The sequence below is a fragment of the Nigerium sp. genome, assembly GCF_039811905.1.
Taxonomy (GTDB): domain Bacteria; phylum Actinomycetota; class Actinomycetes; order Propionibacteriales; family Propionibacteriaceae; genus Propioniciclava.
In genome coordinates, this window is record NZ_JBDHZL010000021.1 from 18,163 (window position 1) to 34,661 (window position 16,499).

General features: G+C 71.3%; 16 protein-coding genes. 5 read left to right on the forward strand and 11 right to left on the reverse strand.

The annotated features are described in order from the left end of the window. Window position 1: 1 nt before the first annotated feature. On the reverse strand, window positions 2–565 hold the full coding sequence (gene grpE / locus WMJ97_RS06050) for a nucleotide exchange factor GrpE (protein ID WP_347348078.1): 564 nt from the start codon (window positions 563–565) through the stop codon (window positions 2–4). Between the two features lie 71 nt (window positions 566–636). Then, complete coding sequence (dnaK, locus tag WMJ97_RS06055; RefSeq protein WP_347348079.1) at window positions 637–2,505, reverse strand: molecular chaperone DnaK; 1,869 nt, start codon at window positions 2,503–2,505, stop codon at window positions 637–639. A 302-nt stretch (window positions 2,506–2,807) separates the two neighbouring features. Between dnaK and WMJ97_RS06060 the strand changes: the two genes are divergently transcribed. Continuing rightward, window positions 2,808–3,958 (forward strand): IS3 family transposase gene (locus WMJ97_RS06060; protein WP_347348080.1). Its coding sequence is split into 2 segments (ribosomal slippage): window positions 2,808–3,078 and window positions 3,078–3,958, totalling 1,152 coding nucleotides; the frame shifts between segments, so codons are not numbered across the junction. A 102-nt stretch (window positions 3,959–4,060) separates the two neighbouring features. Here WMJ97_RS06060 and WMJ97_RS06065 read toward each other — a convergent pair. After that, window positions 4,061–5,050 (reverse strand): 2-dehydropantoate 2-reductase N-terminal domain-containing protein, encoded by a 990-nt coding sequence (locus WMJ97_RS06065; protein WP_347348081.1) that lies wholly within the window; start codon window positions 5,048–5,050, stop codon window positions 4,061–4,063. Here WMJ97_RS06065 and WMJ97_RS06070 point away from each other — a divergent pair. Further along, entirely contained in the window at window positions 5,049–5,615 is a 567-nt protein-coding gene (locus WMJ97_RS06070; RefSeq protein ID WP_347348082.1) for an AAA family ATPase, read from the forward strand. The genes WMJ97_RS06065 and WMJ97_RS06070 overlap by 2 nt on opposite strands. 23 nt (window positions 5,616–5,638) lie before the next feature. Here the strand turns inward: WMJ97_RS06070 and WMJ97_RS06075 are convergent, their stop codons facing one another. Together WMJ97_RS06075 and WMJ97_RS06080 are read right to left on the reverse strand one after the other, a co-directional pair. After that, window positions 5,639–5,884, reverse strand: a complete 246-nt coding sequence (locus WMJ97_RS06075) for a hypothetical protein (RefSeq protein WP_347348083.1) — start codon at window positions 5,882–5,884, stop codon at window positions 5,639–5,641. Then, complete coding sequence (locus WMJ97_RS06080; protein ID WP_347348084.1) at window positions 5,881–6,126, reverse strand: ribbon-helix-helix protein, CopG family; 246 nt, start codon at window positions 6,124–6,126, stop codon at window positions 5,881–5,883. The genes WMJ97_RS06075 and WMJ97_RS06080 overlap by 4 nt, the downstream gene beginning before the upstream one ends. Window positions 6,127–6,407: 281 nt before the next feature. Here WMJ97_RS06080 and WMJ97_RS06085 point away from each other — a divergent pair, with 281 nt between their 5' ends. Next, the gene (locus WMJ97_RS06085) at window positions 6,408–7,583 is read left to right on the forward strand and encodes a CapA family protein (protein ID WP_347348085.1); all 1,176 of its coding nucleotides are present in this window, start codon (window positions 6,408–6,410) and stop codon (window positions 7,581–7,583) included. Between the two features lie 3 nt (window positions 7,584–7,586). On the opposite strand, the gene WMJ97_RS06090 is transcribed toward WMJ97_RS06085, so the two are convergent. Beyond that, complete coding sequence (locus WMJ97_RS06090) at window positions 7,587–8,654, reverse strand: hypothetical protein (RefSeq protein ID WP_347348086.1); 1,068 nt, start codon at window positions 8,652–8,654, stop codon at window positions 7,587–7,589. 88 nt (window positions 8,655–8,742) lie between these two features. Here WMJ97_RS06090 and WMJ97_RS06095 point away from each other — a divergent pair, with 88 nt between their 5' ends. Continuing rightward, complete coding sequence (locus WMJ97_RS06095; RefSeq protein ID WP_347348087.1) at window positions 8,743–10,506, forward strand: PQQ-binding-like beta-propeller repeat protein; 1,764 nt, start codon at window positions 8,743–8,745, stop codon at window positions 10,504–10,506. An 80-nt stretch (window positions 10,507–10,586) separates the two neighbouring features. On the opposite strand, the gene WMJ97_RS06100 is transcribed toward WMJ97_RS06095, so the two are convergent. From WMJ97_RS06100 to WMJ97_RS06120, 5 genes are all read right to left on the reverse strand, one after another. Continuing rightward, window positions 10,587–11,441, reverse strand: coding sequence for an aldo/keto reductase (locus WMJ97_RS06100; protein WP_347348088.1), 855 nt, complete (start codon window positions 11,439–11,441; stop codon window positions 10,587–10,589). Between the two features lie 68 nt (window positions 11,442–11,509). Continuing rightward, a complete protein-coding gene (locus tag WMJ97_RS06105) occupies window positions 11,510–13,099 on the reverse strand; it encodes a hypothetical protein (RefSeq protein ID WP_347348089.1) in 1,590 nt (529 codons plus the stop codon). Continuing rightward, window positions 13,096–13,809, reverse strand: a complete 714-nt coding sequence (locus WMJ97_RS06110) for an ATP-binding cassette domain-containing protein (protein ID WP_347348090.1) — start codon at window positions 13,807–13,809, stop codon at window positions 13,096–13,098. The genes WMJ97_RS06105 and WMJ97_RS06110 overlap by 4 nt, the downstream gene beginning before the upstream one ends. Window positions 13,810–13,948: 139 nt before the next feature. Then, window positions 13,949–14,656, reverse strand: a complete 708-nt coding sequence (locus WMJ97_RS06115) for a response regulator transcription factor (RefSeq protein ID WP_347348091.1) — start codon at window positions 14,654–14,656, stop codon at window positions 13,949–13,951. Then, on the reverse strand, window positions 14,653–15,912 hold the full coding sequence (locus tag WMJ97_RS06120) for a histidine kinase (RefSeq protein WP_347348092.1): 1,260 nt from the start codon (window positions 15,910–15,912) through the stop codon (window positions 14,653–14,655). Before WMJ97_RS06120 ends, WMJ97_RS06115 begins: the two co-directional genes overlap by 4 nt. A gap of 132 nt (window positions 15,913–16,044) precedes the next feature. On the opposite strand from WMJ97_RS06120, the gene WMJ97_RS06125 reads away from it, so the two are divergent. Beyond that, window positions 16,045–16,473: an HAD hydrolase family protein gene (locus tag WMJ97_RS06125; RefSeq protein ID WP_347348093.1), complete on the forward strand. Its 429-nt coding sequence runs from the start codon at window positions 16,045–16,047 to the stop codon at window positions 16,471–16,473. Window positions 16,474–16,499: the final 26 nt, after the last annotated feature.

Genomic DNA, 16,499 nt, shown 5'->3' on the forward strand with positions numbered 1-16,499 from the left:
ATTAGTCAGGGTTGCTCACACCCACGCGCGCCGGCCGCAGCACACGATCGTGCAGCCGGACGCCTTTCTGCATCACGCTCGACACGACGGTCACGTCGTGGTCGCCCTCGTACGGAACCTCCATGAGCGCCTCGTGCACGTTGGGGTCGAACTCGTCGCCCACCTGCCCGTAGAGCTCCAGCCCGTACTTGGTCGCGAGCCGCCCGAGCTCGTCGGCGACCAGCTTGAACCCGCCCGTGAGCTCTTCGTGCTCGCGCGCCGCCTCGACGCTGTCGAGGATCGGCAGCAGGTCGCTCACGACCGACTCGACGCCCTTGGCCTTGGCCAGCGCCCGGTCGCGGTCGACGCGCCGCTTGTAGTTCGCGTACTCCGCCTGCAGGCGCTGCAGATCGGCCGTCCGCTCGGACGCCAGCTCCTCCAGCTCGCTGATCTTCGCCGCGTAGACCGTATCCGGCCCGGACGCCTCCGCACCCTCCGGCGCGGACGCCTCGGCCTCGGCGTCCGCCGGGCTCTCGGCGACCTCGGGCCCCTCGTTCTCGGGGAGGTCCTTCTCGTTGTCGTTCACACGCTCTCCTGGTCTGTAGCTACGCCAGGCCGGCCGCCGGTACGACCCGGCGGCCGGCCGAACGCGGCGTGTTACTTCTTGTCCTTCTCGTCGTCGACGATCTCGGCGTCCACCACGTCGTCGTCGGCAGCGTCGCCCGCCGGGGCGTCCTGCTGCGCCGACTCGGTGCCGGGCTCGCCCGCCGCCTGCTGCTGGTTCTGAGCCGCGGCGTACATCGCCTGACCCATCGCGGAGGCCTTGGTGTTCAGATCCTCCATCGCAGCCTTCACCTCGTCGTCATTGTCGGTGCCCTTCAGGGCCTCCTTCAACTTGTCGAGCGACTCCTGGACCGGAGCCTTCACGTCGTCGCCGATGCTGTCGGCATTCTCGCTCAGGAGCTTCTCGGTGCGGAAGGCCAGGCCGTCGGCCTCGTTCCGCATCTCGACGGCCTCGCGGCGCTTCTTGTCGTCTTCGGCGTGAGCCTCGGCGTCCTTCATCATGCGATCGATGTCGTCCTTGCCGAGAGCCGAGCCGCCGGTGACGGTCATCGACTGCTCCTTGCCGGTCGCCATGTCCTTCGCGTGGACGTGGACGATGCCGTTGGCGTCGATGTCGAAGCTGACCTCGATCTGCGGGACGTTGCGCGGCGCCGGCATCAGGCCGGTGAGCTCGAAGTTGCCGAGGCTCTTGTTGTCGCGCGCGAAGTCACGCTCGCCCTGGTAGACCTGGATCATCACGGACGGCTGGTTGTCTTCGGCCGTCGTGAAGATCTCGGACCGCTTGGTCGGGATCGTGGTGTTGCGCTCGATGATCTTCGTCATCACGCCACCCTTGGTCTCGATGCCGAGGGAGAGCGGGGTGACGTCGAGCAGCAGCACGTCCTTCACCTCGCCCTTCAGGACGCCCGCCTGCAGCGACGCGCCGAGCGCGACGACCTCGTCGGGGTTCACGCCCTTGTTGGGCTCCTTGCCGCCGGTCAGCTCCTTGACCAAGTCGGCGACCGCCGGCATGCGGGTCGAGCCGCCGACCAGGATGACGTGGTTGATCTTGTCGACCGAGGTGTTCGCGTCCTTGATCACCGCGTTGAACGGGGCGCGGCAGCGATCGAGCAGATCCTGCGTGAGGCGCTGGAACTCGGAGCGGGTGAGCTTGAGGTCGAGGTGCAGCGGGCCCTCCGCGCCGGCCGTGATGTACGGCAGGTTGATCGAGGTCTCCTGCGCGGCGCTCAGCTCGATCTTGGCGCGCTCCGCAGCCTCCTGCAGGCGCTGGCGAGCCATCTTGTCCTTGCTGAGGTCGACGCCGTTGCTGTTCTTGAACTGCGTGACCATCCAGTCGACGACCCGCTGATCCCAATCGTCGCCGCCCAGGCGGTTGTCGCCCTTCGTGGCCTTCACCTCGAAGACGCCGTCGGCGATATCGAGCAGCGAGACGTCGAACGTGCCGCCGCCGAGGTCGAAGACGAGAACCGTCTGCTCGGCGTCGCCCTTGTCGAGGCCGTACGCGAGCGCGGCCGCGGTGGGCTCGTTGATGATGCGGTCGACCTTCAGGCCCGCGATCTCGCCGGCCTCCTTGGTCGCCTGACGCTCGGCGTCACCGAAGTACGCCGGGACCGTGATGACCGCGTCGGTGACGGTTTCGCCGAGGTAGGCCTCGGCGTCCCTCTTCAGCTTCTGCAGGACGCGGGCGCTGATCTCCTGCGACGTGTACTTCTTGCCGTCGATGTCGACGGACCAGTTGGTGCCCATGTGACGCTTCACGGACCGGATGGTGCGGTCGACGTTGGTGACGGCCTGGCGCTTGGCGACCTCGCCGACCAGGACCTCGCCGTTCTTCGCGAAAGCGACGACCGAAGGCGTCGTGCGGGACCCCTCGGCGTTGGGAATGACAGTGGGCTCGCCGCCCTCGAGGACGGCGACGACAGAGTTGGTGGTGCCGAGGTCGATACCGACTGCACGTGCCATGGTGGTGAATCCTCCGTAGTAGTGGATGCTGCGGGTTGAGCCTAGCAGACTCACCTCGCAGGTTGCGTACACCAGACTCAACTAAGGGGACAGTGCGGTTATTCCCCGAGCGGGGGGGTCGTGCGCCGAGCGTTGTTTCTGTAGGTTCCGGCGTAACTTGTCACCTTCCGGGTTTCTTGTCACGGACTTGTCAATTTCCAGCTTTCTTGTCACACAGGGTGGGCTGACCCCGTTTCGTAGGTCCGGTCGTTATGCGAGTCGTCCTGTCGTCCGCGGTCGCGGGCGGGGAGACTGGTCAGATCATGACGAACAGCAGGAAGCGTCACACCCCGGAGCAGGTCGTCCGCAAGCTTGGACAGGCCGACAGGATGCTCGCTGACGGGCAGGATGTCGCGGCGGTGTGCCGGGAGCTCGGCGTGTCCGAGCAGACGTATTACCGGTGGCGGAACCAGTTCGGCGGGCTCAAGGCCGATGATGCGAAGCGTCTCAAGGAGCTCGAGAAGCAGAATGCGACCTTGAAGCGGCTGCTCGCGGAGGCGGAGCTGGAGAAGGCCGCGCTGAAGGAGTTGGCTGAGGGAAACTTCTAGGCCCAGGCAGGCGCCGCGCGGCCGTCGCTCACCTCAAGCGCAGGCTGCAGGTGAGCGAACGGATGGCGTGCCGTCTGGCCGGGCTCTCACGCTCCGCCTACCGGCGCCCACTCAAGGGCGACACGGCCGCGGATCCGGACCGGGCGCTGCGGGACTGGCTCCGCGCCTGGGCGAAGAACCATCCCCACTACGGGTACCGGCGGGCGTATCACGATGCCCGCGCCGAGGGCTGGGTCGTGAATCACAAGAAGATCCAACGCCTGTGGCGTGACGAAGGGCTCCGGGTCCCTCAGCGGCGTCGCCGCAAGCGCGTCGGGTCCTCGACCGTCGACGCGCCGACAGCAGACGCGCCGAACGTGGTGTGGGCGGTGGACTTCCAGTTCGACGCGGACGAGCAGGGCCGCCCGATCAAGATCTGCTCGATCGTCGATGAGCACACCAGGGAGTGCATCGGTGGGCTCACCGAACGCTCGATCACCGCCGACCGGCTCACCGGCCATCTTGAGGACCTCGTCGCCGTGCGCGGCGCCCCGGCGGTACTCAGATCGGACAACGGGCCGGAGTTCATCAGCGACGCGATGGCCGACTGGGCCGGCACCCGCACCGGGCTGTCCTACATCCCGCCCGGGTCGCCGTGGCGCAACGGGTACGTCGAGTCGTTCAACAGCCGGATCCGCGACGAGTGCCTCAACATCAACAGCTTCTACTCGCTGCTGCACGCGCAGGTCGTGATCGGCGACTGGAAAGACGAGTACAACCACCACCGGCGACACTCATCGCTCGGCTACCTACCCCCAGCCGAGTACGCTCGGCAGTGCACCCATCAAATCGAAACCGACGACTCACACATCGTCCGGACCGACTGAAGGGGGCGGCCCAAGGGGACTGCCACGCGGCCACGTTGACAGTCGGGCGGCGGCATGAGCGGTCCCCGAGGCGCGTTGTTTGAGGTTCTTAGTTCTGGTGGCTCAGCGTGCGGTGTTGATGAGTGCTGAGTAGCGCGGGGCTCGATCCCCGACGAGGGTGAGTGCATGGTCGAAGACGGCGGCCATCTCCGTATCCTTGGTGGCCACGGCGTGGGGCTGCATCGAGACAGTCACCATCGGCGTCGCGAACTGCCGCTTCCAGTACGAGGCTGCCAAGAATGTCGGGACCCGGCCGAAGATGACCCGCAACGGCTTGGGGCGCACCTGCACGCCTTGGTCCTCGAGCACGTCGAATCCTTCGCGCATTGCTGTCACCAACCGCGCCGCTTCGGCTCGGCTGCCGGCGACGTGGGCCGCCCCGTCGGGGTGGGCCAGGATCGCGGCTGCCATGCCGGCGATGAACACGTTGTGCGTGGCGAACCAGTCCGTCATGTGGGGTTCGTTGTCGACCGGTAGTCCGGTCGCTTCCAGCAGGTGTCGCGCCGCGACCGAGCCGGGCGCGTCGGACTGGACGACGGTGTGCTGCTGGCGCACCACGTGCGCGTGGACGACACCATCGCGAGGGCCGCCACCCAGCCCAGAGAATCCCCACACCAGCCGACCGGCGCCGATCACCTCGGCGGCCCGGCCCATGGCACCCAAGGGGTTGGTGAGGCTGATCACCAGCGGGGCACTGCTCACCGCGGCCTGGTCGAGCACGGAGACAAACTGTTCCCCACGCACAGCCAGCAGGACCGCGTCGGCGGCGACATCTGTTGCGGTGGCGACCACGTCACATGGAGCCACCACTCGCGTGCCGTCGATCAAGACTCCCAAACCGGCGCGGCGAAGACGCTCAGCCCGCTCGCCCCTGGCCACCATCACCATCTCGTGGCCGGCGCTGCCCAGCAGGGCGGCGTAGGACTGCCCAACGACTCCTGCCCCGACGACCACGATGCGTGCCATGGTCACAGCTTCCACGACGCCAGGCACATCACCAAACAGGTGGCGGCAGTTGCGGATGTTCAGGTCGCCTGCTGATGATGGGGGCATGGAACCTGACGTGATTGTCCTCAATGGAGGTTCCAGTTCGGGCAAGTCATCGTTGGGCCACGCGCTTCAGGGAGTCCTCGATGGCGTGTGGCTGCGGTTGACGGTCGACACCCTGATCGATGCCTGCCCTCCCGCGCTCCTCTCCGCCGGTGGGCTCGACATCGCCGAGGACGGTGCGATCGACGTGGGAGCCCGGTTCACCGCGGTCGAGCTTTCCTGGATGGCCGGTGTCGCAGCCATCGTCAGGGCAGGGACGCACGTCATCGTGGAAGACAGCTTTCTCAGTGGCCCGTCCGCGCAGCAGCGGTGGCGATATGCCTTGGCCAGTCTCGATGTGGTCTGGGTGGGTGTGCGGCTTGCGCCCGAGCTGGCACGGGAACGTGAACGGCTCCGTGGAGACAGGAACGTCGGAATGGCCGAGTTGCAGGCCGCCAGCGTGCACGAGGGGATCGTGTACGACATCGAGATCGACACCAGCAGAGGAACACCCGCCGAACTGGCCGAGGAACTCAGCACACGAGTGCATGCCTTCATCCCCGCCTCGGGAATGGGTCACGAAGCCTGACCTGCCGCGGCAGATCCGGTTGTTCAGGGCAGTAGGCCCCAGAAGTGCTTGCGTGCCGGCATCGCGTGGATGAGCAGCTCGTTGCCGCTCTCGAAGACGAGAACCACGGTTTCGAGCAGGCGCCCTTGGGTGTCGAACCCCAAGCGCAGCTCCCGATGTGGCCAGTCATCGGCGTTATCCAAGGGTTCCACCCACTGTGCCCAGCACGCGGCCTGAGTGGCGTCCTCGTCCGTGACGCCGTGCTTGCGGGCGCTGGGATAAATCTTCACGCGGCGAACTGGGCAAGGGCGCGCCGAATGGCCTCGGATCGGCTGACCTGATCCCGGGTGGCGATCGCGTCCAGCGCCTCGATCTCATCCGCGCTCAACCGGACGGCGACGACCTGCATCGGTTCTGCGCCCCGACCGGGACGACCGCGACCGCGACGCCTCAATGCCTCGACGTCGTAGCCAGCCTCTGCTTCATCTGCCCACGCCTGGATCTGGGCCTCATCGATCTCGTCCTCGCGCATATGGAAATCGTAAACGAAAATATCGAATGGCGACAGGTCTGGCTGTGACACATCCTCAATTCGGCAAGAGAGTGATGTCACGCTCCCCCACTCGGATTCGGACAAGTTAGTGAGACCACGAGCCCCCGCCCACGCTGCAGATCCGCTTGTCGGCACTGGACACCGATGACAGAACGCGCCGGAACCTACAGTGTTTCCATCGTCCGTTGCGCGGCCGCGCGTCCGCGCGACGCCGGTCCGTCGGACGCCGGTTCGTTAGCGACACCATGTAGCGTTCGGCTATGCCCACCCTCCCCCCGGCTCGCTCCTCGTTCCTGCGCCGCCTGGCCGGCGCCTCCGCGCTCGCCCTCCTAGCCGTCTCCGGCTGCTCGGACGCCGTCGGAGCGATCGTCCCGCCGGGCGCCCCCACCGCGGACGCCGCGGCCCCGCGTCCCTCCCGGGACCGGCTCACGGTCACGCTCAGCGGCGACCTGCTGTGGCACAACGGGCTGATCCGCGAGGGCGCGGCCGCCGGACGCAAGGTCGGCCGCGCGTACGACTTCGAGCCGGTGTTCGCCCACGTCCGGCCGCTCATCGCCGGAGCGGACGTCTCGGTCTGCCACGTGGAGGCCCCGATCGCGCCCGTCGGCGTGAAACCGCGCGGCTACCCGACGTTCGCCGCGCCCGCCGAGACCATCCGGGCCGTCAAGGCCGCCGGGTTCGACTACTGCACGACGGCGTCCAACCACACGTTCGACCAGGGCACCGCCGGCATCGCGCGGACGCTCGGCGTGCTGGACGCCGCGGGCATCAGGCACACGGGGAGCTACCGGACCGAGCGCGAGTCGACGGAGCCCTCGATCCTGACGACGGCGTCCGGGATCAAGGTGGCCGTGATCGCCGGGACGTACGGCCTCAACGGACGGGGGCCGGGGGCGTCCCGCGCGTGGGCGTACGACAAGCTGGACCCGGCCGACATGATCGCCCGCGGCCGGGCCGCCCGGCGGGCGGGCGCGGACGTCGTGCTGGCCGCCATGCACGCCGGCACCGAGCATCGCGCGCTGCCGAACGCGCAGCAGACGCGCGTCGCGCGGGCGCTGGCGACGTCGAAGGTCTTCGACGTCGTCTACGGCCATCACGCCCACGTGCCGCAGGCCTGGGACCGCATCGGCGACACCTGGGTCATGTACGGCGGCGGCAACTTCGTCGGGCAGATGCGGGTCGCGACGCCGCGCGCCTACGAGGAGTACGTGGGCCGGTTCACGCTGGAGCGCCGCGGTGGCCGGTTCGTGCCGGTGAAGGCCGAGTACATCCCGTTGCTGATGACCGTCGGACGCCCCGGGGCGCCCGCCCGCGTGCTGCAGGTCAACCGGGCGCTCGCCGAGCGCACGGGTGACGCAGCGCGGCTGCGGGTCGCGAAGCAGCAGATCGCCCGGGCGGTGCGGCTGCTGGGCGTCCGGGGGCTCGTGGAGGGCTGAGCGTCAGGCCGGCGAGGTCGCGGGGCGCGCCGGGCGCCCGCGCCGGACGGCCACGCGGCGCCAGAGCGCCGAGGCGGCCAGGTAGACCACCGCGAGCACGACGAGCGGGATCGCCGCCGTCACGGACGCCCACAGCAGCACCCACGTGGCGGCCGCGATCGCGATGCTGACGAGCGTGAACGCGACGAGCAGCCACGCGGCGGGGGCCGCCCCGAGGCGGGCGATGTTGAGCTGCCAGCCCGCGTCGTCCCGCGGTTCCAGGACGCCCAGGACGCGGCCCACCAAGGTGCGCTGGCCGCCGGCCAGCGCGCGTCCGGACGCCAGCCGGCCGAGCAGGGTGACCGCCACGTCGGCCGCGACGAGCACCAGCGGGGCGGCGGCCATCGGGACGGAAGCGTCCGCCATCCAGGCGTACAGCCCGAGCGCGAACATCAGGCCGGCCAGGCCGGTGACGCCGGCGTCCCCGAGGCGCAGCCCCCACACCCGCGCGACCAGCCAGAAGCAACCCAGCGCCACGAACGCGACGAGGGAGAGCGTCAGCAGGCCGGGGTTCGGCAAGCGGTACGCCACGACCGCGTACCAGGCGAACGCCACGAGCGCGACGCCCGTCAGCGCGCGCTCGGACGCCCACGAGGACGCCTCCTCTGCGGCCGCCCCGGACGCCGGGGCTGGCGCGACGGGCAGGCGTCCGAAGAAGGTCAGGACGAACACCGACACGATCGCTACGATCCACCAGATGCCGCTGGCCAGGGCGTACATGTCGCCGTGCCGGTACTCGAACGCGAACAGCGCCGCCGCCAGGACGCCCACCCCGGCCAGCCGGACGAGCATCGGCAGCCGCAGGCGTCCGCACAGCGCGCCGACCAGGCCGCAGCCGAGGGCGAACAGCAGGTAGATCGTGATGAGGGTCAGCGCGTAGCCGGACGCCGCCAGCACGACCCAGCCCGCGACCAGGCCGAGCGTGAGGGCGGCTGGCCCGCGGGCGTCCCTCGGGAGACGCAGCGCGCGCAGGCCCACCGCCGCGGCGACGGTGGCGAGACCCGCGACGAGGGCGGACATGACGGTGATCATCAGGGGAGGCAACACGACGGTATTACAGCACGAGGGGTAGCCTTCGACCCGTCGCGCCCGCGGCCCGCCCTCGAGAGGAGCCCTCCGTATGCCCCGACGCCCCCGCCGTCCACGCCGGATGGCCGCACTCGCGGTCGCCGGTGCGCTCGGACTCTCCCTCGCGGCGTGCACGGCGACGGTGCGGGAGGGCCCACGTCCGAACAAGCCGACCGCCGTCGCGACGCGGCCGGCGTACCGGGCGACCGACCCCGCGAAGCTGACGATCGCGCCGGAGACGCTGCCGGGCTTCCGGCCGCCGACGGTGCAGGGTCCGGGCTCGTACTCGAAGATGCTGACCGGGCCGATGGGCAACATGTCCTGGCTCGAATATCACGGCGGCGACATCAACTGGCAGATCTACGACCAGAACAACAAGCCGCTGCCGAACTACTCCCCCACCGAGAAGACCGCGTTCGGCCCGGGGCAGGACTACACGAACGTGCAGGGCGTCCTGACGTTCCGGGGCAACAACGAGCGCAACGCGCCGGCGTTCGGCACCGCGGAGGTCAAGGAGAAGAAGCTCGAGATGGTCTGGAGCCACGACGACGGCATCTCGCACAGCTACGGCAGCGTCTTCCCGGGCACGGGGTGGACCGGGCAGCCGTTGCTCGTCCACTGGCCGGACGCCACCCGCCGCGCGATGGACTTCGCGCCCGAGTTCGCGAACGACCCGAACTTCGTCGAGGTGATCCAGCCGGCGTTCGACGGCAAGGTGTACCGCCTCGACCTGGCCACCGGACGCCCCACCAAGCCGCCGATCGACGCCACGTACGGCTTCAAGGGCACCGGCTCGATCGACCCCCGCGGCTATCCCCTACTCTACGCGGGCCAGGGCCTGAACGACCAGAACGGCGTCCTGGGGCCGTGGGGCTACAAGATGTTCGACCTCATCCAGAACAAGATGGTGCACGCGCTCAACGGCACCGACCCGGTGAGCCACCGGCCGTTCTGGGGGGCGTGGGATTCCTCGGCCCTGGTGAACGCGGCGTCCGACACGCTGATCGAGCCGGGCGAGAACGGCGTCATCTACAAGGTGAAGCTCAACAGCCACTTCGACGCCGCGGCGAAGCGGATCACGATCGACCCGCAGGTCACCAAGATGGTCTACCAGTCTCCGGCGTCCACCCAGTACGGCATCGAGAGCTCGGCGGCCGCGTACCGCAACCTCATGTACGCCTCCGACAACGACGGCCACATCATCTGCTGGGACGCGAACACCCTCCAGGTCGTCTGGGCGCAGACCCAGGGTGACAACGACGACTCCACGATCACGATCGACGAGACGCCCGAGGGCGTGTACCTCTACAACGCCAACTCGGTCGGCTGGCGGGGCGGCAAGCGCCACGACCTGGTCTCGAACATCCGCAAGATCGACGCCCTGAGCGGGCAGGTGCTCTGGCAGCACGACGTGCCGGCGTACTACAACGACGCCGTGAAGGGGGGCGTGGAGTCCACGCCGCTGAACGGGCAGGGCGAGATCGCCGACCTCGTCATCTTCACCGTCGCGAAGACAACCTCCCCCGCCGAGGGCGACATGATCGCCCTCGACAAGAAGACCGGCAAGGTCGTCTGGGACCGGCACCTCGACCGCTACTCGTGGAGCTCGCCGGTGCAGATCACCGGCACCGACGGCAAGGCGTACGGCGTGTTCGGCGACTCGGGCGGCACCTTCCACCTGTTCGACCCCAACACCGGCCGCGACCTCGACACCGTCCACCTGGGCGGCAACGTCGAGGCGTCCGCCGCGGTCTACGGCAACATGATCGTGATCGGCTCCTACGGCCAGAAGATCTTCGGCATCAAGATCTCCTGACCGCAGGGACGCCGCCGGTGCGGCGTCCGGACGCCTGCGGCGGTTCCCGGACGCCGGCCGGGCCGGCGTCCAGGGGTGCGTCAGTCGGTGATCGCCATGCCGCTGAGCATCCGGACGGCCTCGGGGTCGGTGTGGTCGATGAAGAGGCTGGCGCCGGTGTCGAGCGCCGCGATCGCGGCCACATCGGCGTCCGTGAGCTCGAGGTCGGCGGCGGCGAAGTTCTCCTCCATGCGCTCGCGGCGCACCGACTTCGGGATCACCACGACGCCCCGCTGCACCAGCCACCGCAGCACGACCTGCCCGACGGTCGCGTCGTGGGCGCGCGCGATCTCGGAGAGGACCGGGTCGGTGAAGAGGTTGTTGCGGCCCTCGGCGAACGGCCCCCACGACTCGATCCGGACGCCGAGGGAGGCGAGCAGCTCCTGGTAGTCGGCGCGCTGGAAGAACGGGTGCGTCTCGATCTGGTTGATCGCCGGGACGACCTCGTTGTGCTCAACGAGGTCGACGAGCCGGTCGGGGTAGAAGTTCGAGACGCCGATCGCCCGGGTGAGGCCCTCGGCCAGCAGCTTCTCCATCGTGCGCCACGAGCCGTAGGTGTCGCCGAACGGCTGGTGGATCAGGTAGAGGTCGAGGTGGTCGAGGCCCAGCTTGCCCAGCGACCGCTCGAAGCCCACGCGCGCGCCCTCGTCGCCGGCGTCCGAGATCCAGAGCTTGGTCGTGATGAAGAGCTCGTCGCGCGGGATCCCGCTGGCCTTGATGGCCCGGCCGACGGCGTCCTCGTTGAAGTACGCGGCCGCGGTGTCGAGGGAGCGGTAGCCGACCTCGAGGGCGTCCTCGACGACCCGCTGGGTGTCCTCGGGCGGGACCTGGTACACGCCGAAGCCCAGGATCGGCATCTCGACGCCGTTGTTCAGTGTGACGTTCTGCGCGTCCATTCTCCCCCGGAGGCCCGGCGGGCACCAGCGCGCAGCCGGGCCCCAGCCGAACCCCCTTGTCGCTCCGCTCAGCGGGACGCCGCGGCGCGCAGGCCGCGGACCCACGCCAGCCCGCCGGCCAGGGCCAGCAGCGCGCACAGCCCGACGGCCAGCGCGGCGCGCGGGAGGTCGTCCGCGGACGCCGGCCACCCGAGGACGCCGACCAGCCACACGGGCGTCCGGGAGAGCCAGGTGCCGCCGAACACCAGGCTGAACACGAGCGCGAGGAGGGTCACGCCGATCGCCGCGCCGGCCCCGACGCGGGTCACCAGGGCGAGGCAGAGCACCAGCCAGGCGACGCCGACGGCGGCGAGCACGACGCCGAAGCGGACGGCGTCCGGGTCGCCGCGCAACCCCGCGACCAGGGCGGCCTCCCCCGCGACCGCCGTCACGGCGAGCGCGCCGAGGGCGAGCAGGCGTCCGGCGAGCGCCGCCGGGGCATGCCGCAGGGCGAGGACGCGCCAGGCGTCCTGCTGGGCCGCCCACAGCAGGCAGGCGAGCAGGCAGGAGCCGAGCGGCACGACGAGCCAGCCGGAGAACCCGCGGACGTACGCGGCGTTCCACAGGACCCCCACCGCGGGGATCGCGACCAGGGCCGCGAGCAGCAGCGGGGCGATCGCGGTCCGGAGGAGGGACGCCGCCAGCCCGACGAGCGGCGCGGGGCGTCCGCGGCGGACGGGGTGCAGGGCCACGTCGGCCGCCACGACCGCGTCGTCCGGGGTGAGGGCGGGCGATACACCGGCGTCGGCGGCCGCGTCCCGGGCGTCCGGGGTGACCCGAGCGTCCCGTCCGAAGAGGGCCCGCCGCGGCCGACGGTCGCGGAGGCGTCCGGCGGTGAGGGCGTCCAGCAGGCCGAGCGCGACGGCCAGGCCGACGCACCCCAAGGCGGGCGACCAGGGGTCCCAAGCCCAGACGGGCGAGCCGGGGTCGAGCGCCATCGCGTTCGGGTGGATGCCGAGGAGGGGCATCATCGCGCGGACCGGCCACGTCCAGGGCTCGACCGCCCAGGTCGGACCCTCGGCGCGCAGCACGCCGGCGACCTGCCACGCGAGCGCGAGCGCGACGGCCACGATCATGCCGGCGCGGCGCGCGACGAGCAGGGCCAACGCCGCGACCGGCAGCGAGGTCAGCCAGAACACGACGGTGAGGGCGACGAGGCGGGCCACGGGGGCGCCCGTGAGGCCCTTGGCGACGCCCAGCCCCAGCACGGGCAGCACGAGGGCCGCGTTGAACGCGAGCGACTGCCCGGCCAGGACGGTCGCGCGGGCGAGCCAGCCGACCGCCGGCGCGAGCGGACGCCAGAGCGTCCCGCCCTCGCGGGCCGCCTTCTCCCGGCCGACCGTGAAGCCGGCCAGCAGCGCGACGAGCGGGGCCAGCAGCCCCGTCGCGTAGATCGACTGCCAGCCGAACAGCTGCGCCCAGCCGGTGACGTCGCGCGTCGCGACGAACCACCAGCCCGCGCCCTGCAACAACGCGATGACCAGGCCGGCGACCGGGAACCGGGCGGACGCGGAGTGCCGCGTCCGGACGAGCTCGGCCGCCAGCGCGCGGCCGAACGGCACCCCGCCCGCGACCGCGACCGAGCCCGCGGAGCGCGCGGCCGGCGCCGCGGCGCTCATCGGGACGCCCCCGTGGTCGCGGCGAGGTACGCCTGTTCGAGGTCGCCGTGGGCGAAGTCGGCGAGCGGACCCTCGTAGACCAGGCGTCCGGACGCCAGGACGCCGATGTCGTCGGCCAGGTGCGTCACCTCGCCGAGCTGGTGAGAGCTGATGAGGACGGTGCGCCCGGCGGCCGCGAGCGCGCGGATGAGGCGGCGCAGCTCGATGATGCCCTCGGGGTCGAGCCCGTTCTGCGGCTCGTCGAGCACGAGCACCTCGGGGTCGGTCAGCAGCGCGATCGCGAGGGCGAGCCGGGCCTTCATGCCGGTGGAGAACGCGCGGGCACGCTTGCGTCCGGCGGAGGGCAGCCCGACGATCGCCAGCACCTCGTCGACGCGGGCGGCGTCCACGCCGGTGAGGCGCGCGTGAACCAGCAGGTTCTCCCGCGCGGACAGATGCCCGTACAGCGCCGGGCCGTCGATGGACGCCCCCACCTGCGCCAGCGCCGCCCGCGCGAACGGGCGCCCCAGCAGGTACGTCTCGCCGGCGTCGGCGTCCAGGAGGCCGAGCATGATCTTGATGGTCGTGGACTTGCCGGCGCCGTTGCGTCCGAGCAGCGCGTACACGCGCCCCGGACGGACGCGTAGGCCGACGCCGTCCAGGACGCGCTGGCCGCCGAAGCTCTTCACGAGCCCCCGGCAGCCGAGGGTGGGATGGTCTTCTTCGCTCATGCCCTCCACTCTTCCCGCGGACGCCGTCGCGCACCTCCTGCGGTGGGACGGTCTTGGCGCCGGGCCCGTGGGGCGGCCGCCGGCCGTCTCCTCCGGCGGGAGGAGGGCCGGCCGGATCCGGTACCGGGACGCCCGCCCCTCAGGGCAGCGGGACGTCGCGGTCCGCGCCGACGAGCCCGACGCTGTGGGCGAGCACGACCAGCGCGACGCGATCGCGGGCGTCCAGCTTGAGCAGCAGGCTGCTGACGTGGGTCTTCACCGTGGTCTCGGCGATGAACAGCTCCGCGCAGATCTCGGCGTTCGTGCGGCCCCGGCCGACGAGCGTGAGCACCTCGATCTCGCGCGGGGTGAGCACGCCGGCGAGCGGCGAGGGCTCAGGCGGGCGCTCGGTTTCGCCGTGCGGGTCGCCTTGCCGACCGGACGCCCGCCCCGAGCGCAGGGCGTCGAGCAGGGCCGGTGTCGCCTGCGGGTCGACGACGGCGCGGCCTTCGTGCACCGCGCGGACGGCGTCCAGCACGTCGGTCGGCTCGGCGTCCTTCAGCAGGAACCCGCGCGCGCCCGCGGCGAGCGCGCCCAGCACCAGCTCGTCGACGTTGAACGTCGTGAGGATGACCACGCGCGGCAGGGGCCCGGCGTCCACGATGAGGCGCGTGGCCTCGACGCCGTCGAGGACGGGCATCCGGATGTCGAGCAGCAGCACGTCGACGTCGGTGCCCGCACACAGCGCGACCGCCTCGCGCCCGTCGGCCCCGGTGCCGACGACCTCCATGTCGGGCTGGGCGTCGACGAGCGCGGCGAACGCCGACACGAGCAGGGGCTGGTCGTCGACGACGGCGACGCGGATCATCGGGCCTCCTCGGGCCGGGGTCGGGCGGGCGAGCCGGACGCCTGCGGCACCGGGATCGTCGCGGTCAGCCGGAAGCCGTCGGCGTCCGGGCCCGCCTCCAGGACGCCCCCCGCGAGCGTCACGCGCTCGCGCAGCCCGACGAGCCCGTAGCCGGGCTCGCCCCCGGACGCCCGCCGGTCGTTCGCGATCTCCACGCGCACGCGTTCCCCGGACGCCGCGACGCCCAGCCGCGCCCGCGGCCGGTCTCCGCCGTGCTTGAGCACGTTGGTGAGCCCCTCCTGCACGACGCGGAGGACCGTCAGCCGGACGCTCGCCGGCCAGGCGTCCTGCCAGGCCGCGAGGGTGGCGTCGTCGGGGAGGTGGGCGTCCAGGTCGACCCCCGCGTCGCGGGCGGTGCGGGCGAGGCGCCGGAGCCGGGAGAGGTCGCCCGAGACCGCGGTGAGGTCGGCCTCGGCGCTCGTGGCACCGGCGGCCGGGCCTCCGGGCAGCGTCGCGTCGGACGCCCCCGCGGTCGGCGCGTCCCGCAGTCCGCGGACCATCGAGCGGACCTCCGCGAGCGCCGCGCGGCTCGCGTCCCGGACGTTCCCCAGCGCGTCGCGCTGCGCGTCGGCCGTGCCGAGCGCCAGCCCGGTGCTCGCCTGCACCTGCACGACGGCCAGGCTGTGGGCGACGATGTCGTGCAGCTCCCGGGCGATGCGGGCGCGCTCGTCGGCCTGGGCCTGCGCGACCCGGAAGGACGCCTCCCGCTCCCGCTCGGCGAGGGCGGCGTCCAATTGGCGCTGGTAGGCGACCTCGGTGCGGCGGCGTCCGGTGGCCCAGAGATAGACGCCCAGCAGCACGAGCACCATCGCCGGCACCCAGAACGTCGGCAGCCCGCCCGGCAGCCGGTGCAGGGGGCTGACGAACGTGCCCGCGACGCCGAGCAGCAGGGCGGCGGTGCCCCAGCGGTAGGGCTCGTGCCGCGCGACGACGTAGAGGCTGAGCGGCGCGCACAGGATCATCGGCGAGACGCCCAGGTTGTACGGCACGACCGCGATCACGGCGGCCAGCGCCGCGAGCAGCAGGTAGGTCGCGACGAAGCTGGTCCGGCGCCAGGTGTGCCGCACCAGCAGCGCCCCCGACAGCCCGGCGTGCACCAGCACCAGGACGATCACGTACCACGACCATCCGTAGTGCTCGGCCAGGGACGCCTCCACCACCGTCGCGACCAGCCCGCTCATCGCCAGCACGATGTCGGACACGGGTGGGCGGCGCATGCCCCTGACGCTACGGGCGTCCGAGGGCGCGGGCCTCCTCCCGCGGGAGGAGCCGTCGAGGGGGCCGGCCTCCGGCGGCCGACGCCGGGTTATGCTCCGGGGAGCGTTCGCGGGCGTCCGGGGAGGAGAGCCATGAGCAAGATCGTGTTCCTCGACGTCGACGGCACGCTCGTCGACTACCACAACCGCCTGCCCGCCTCGGCCGCGGACGCCGTCGCGCGCGCCCGCGCGGCCGGCCACCGGGTCGTCCTGTGCACCGGACGCAGCCGGGCCGAGGTCCCGGACTTCCTCTGGGCCCTGGACGCCGACGGCTTCGTCGGCGGCAACGGCGGCTACGTGGAATACGACGGGGCGGTCGTCCTGCACCGCACGCTCACCGGCGACGAGTGCCGCGCGGTCGTCGCGTGGTTGCACGACCGCGGCTGCGAGTTCTACCTCGAGACGAACGCCGGGCTCTTCGCCAGCGAGCGGTTCGTGGACGCCGCCGCCCCCGTCGTCGCGCGCTACCAGGCAGGACGCGTCCGACGCCGATGTTCCAGCGAGGCAGCTGGGCGGGCATGAACGGTTCCTTCCGGTCGACACGGTGT

Bases quoted from the DNA above. Each gene is read 5' to 3' on its own strand.
- WMJ97_RS06100 (WP_347348088.1), bottom strand. From the start codon at position 11,441: ATGGACGCGCAGAACGTCACACTGAACAACGGCGTCGAGATGCCGATC.
- WMJ97_RS06065 (WP_347348081.1), bottom strand. From the start codon at position 5,050: ATGCCCCCATCATCAGCAGGCGACCTGAACATCCGCAACTGCCGCCAC.
- WMJ97_RS06115 (WP_347348091.1), bottom strand. From the start codon at position 14,656: ATGATCCGCGTCGCCGTCGTCGACGACCAGCCCCTGCTCGTGTCGGCG.
- WMJ97_RS06070 (WP_347348082.1), top strand. From the start codon at position 5,049: ATGGAACCTGACGTGATTGTCCTCAATGGAGGTTCCAGTTCGGGCAAG.
- WMJ97_RS06080 (WP_347348084.1), bottom strand. From the start codon at position 6,126: ATGCGCGAGGACGAGATCGATGAGGCCCAGATCCAGGCGTGGGCAGAT.
- WMJ97_RS06095 (WP_347348087.1), top strand. From the start codon at position 8,743: ATGCCCCGACGCCCCCGCCGTCCACGCCGGATGGCCGCACTCGCGGTC.
- WMJ97_RS06120 (WP_347348092.1), bottom strand. From the start codon at position 15,912: ATGCGCCGCCCACCCGTGTCCGACATCGTGCTGGCGATGAGCGGGCTG.
- WMJ97_RS06085 (WP_347348085.1), top strand. From the start codon at position 6,408: ATGCCCACCCTCCCCCCGGCTCGCTCCTCGTTCCTGCGCCGCCTGGCC.
- WMJ97_RS06110 (WP_347348090.1), bottom strand. From the start codon at position 13,809: ATGAGCGAAGAAGACCATCCCACCCTCGGCTGCCGGGGGCTCGTGAAG.
- WMJ97_RS06125 (WP_347348093.1), top strand. From the start codon at position 16,045: ATGAGCAAGATCGTGTTCCTCGACGTCGACGGCACGCTCGTCGACTAC.
- WMJ97_RS06090 (WP_347348086.1), bottom strand. From the start codon at position 8,654: ATGATCACCGTCATGTCCGCCCTCGTCGCGGGTCTCGCCACCGTCGCC.
- dnaK (WP_347348079.1), bottom strand. From the start codon at position 2,505: ATGGCACGTGCAGTCGGTATCGACCTCGGCACCACCAACTCTGTCGTC.
- WMJ97_RS06105 (WP_347348089.1), bottom strand. From the start codon at position 13,099: ATGAGCGCCGCGGCGCCGGCCGCGCGCTCCGCGGGCTCGGTCGCGGTC.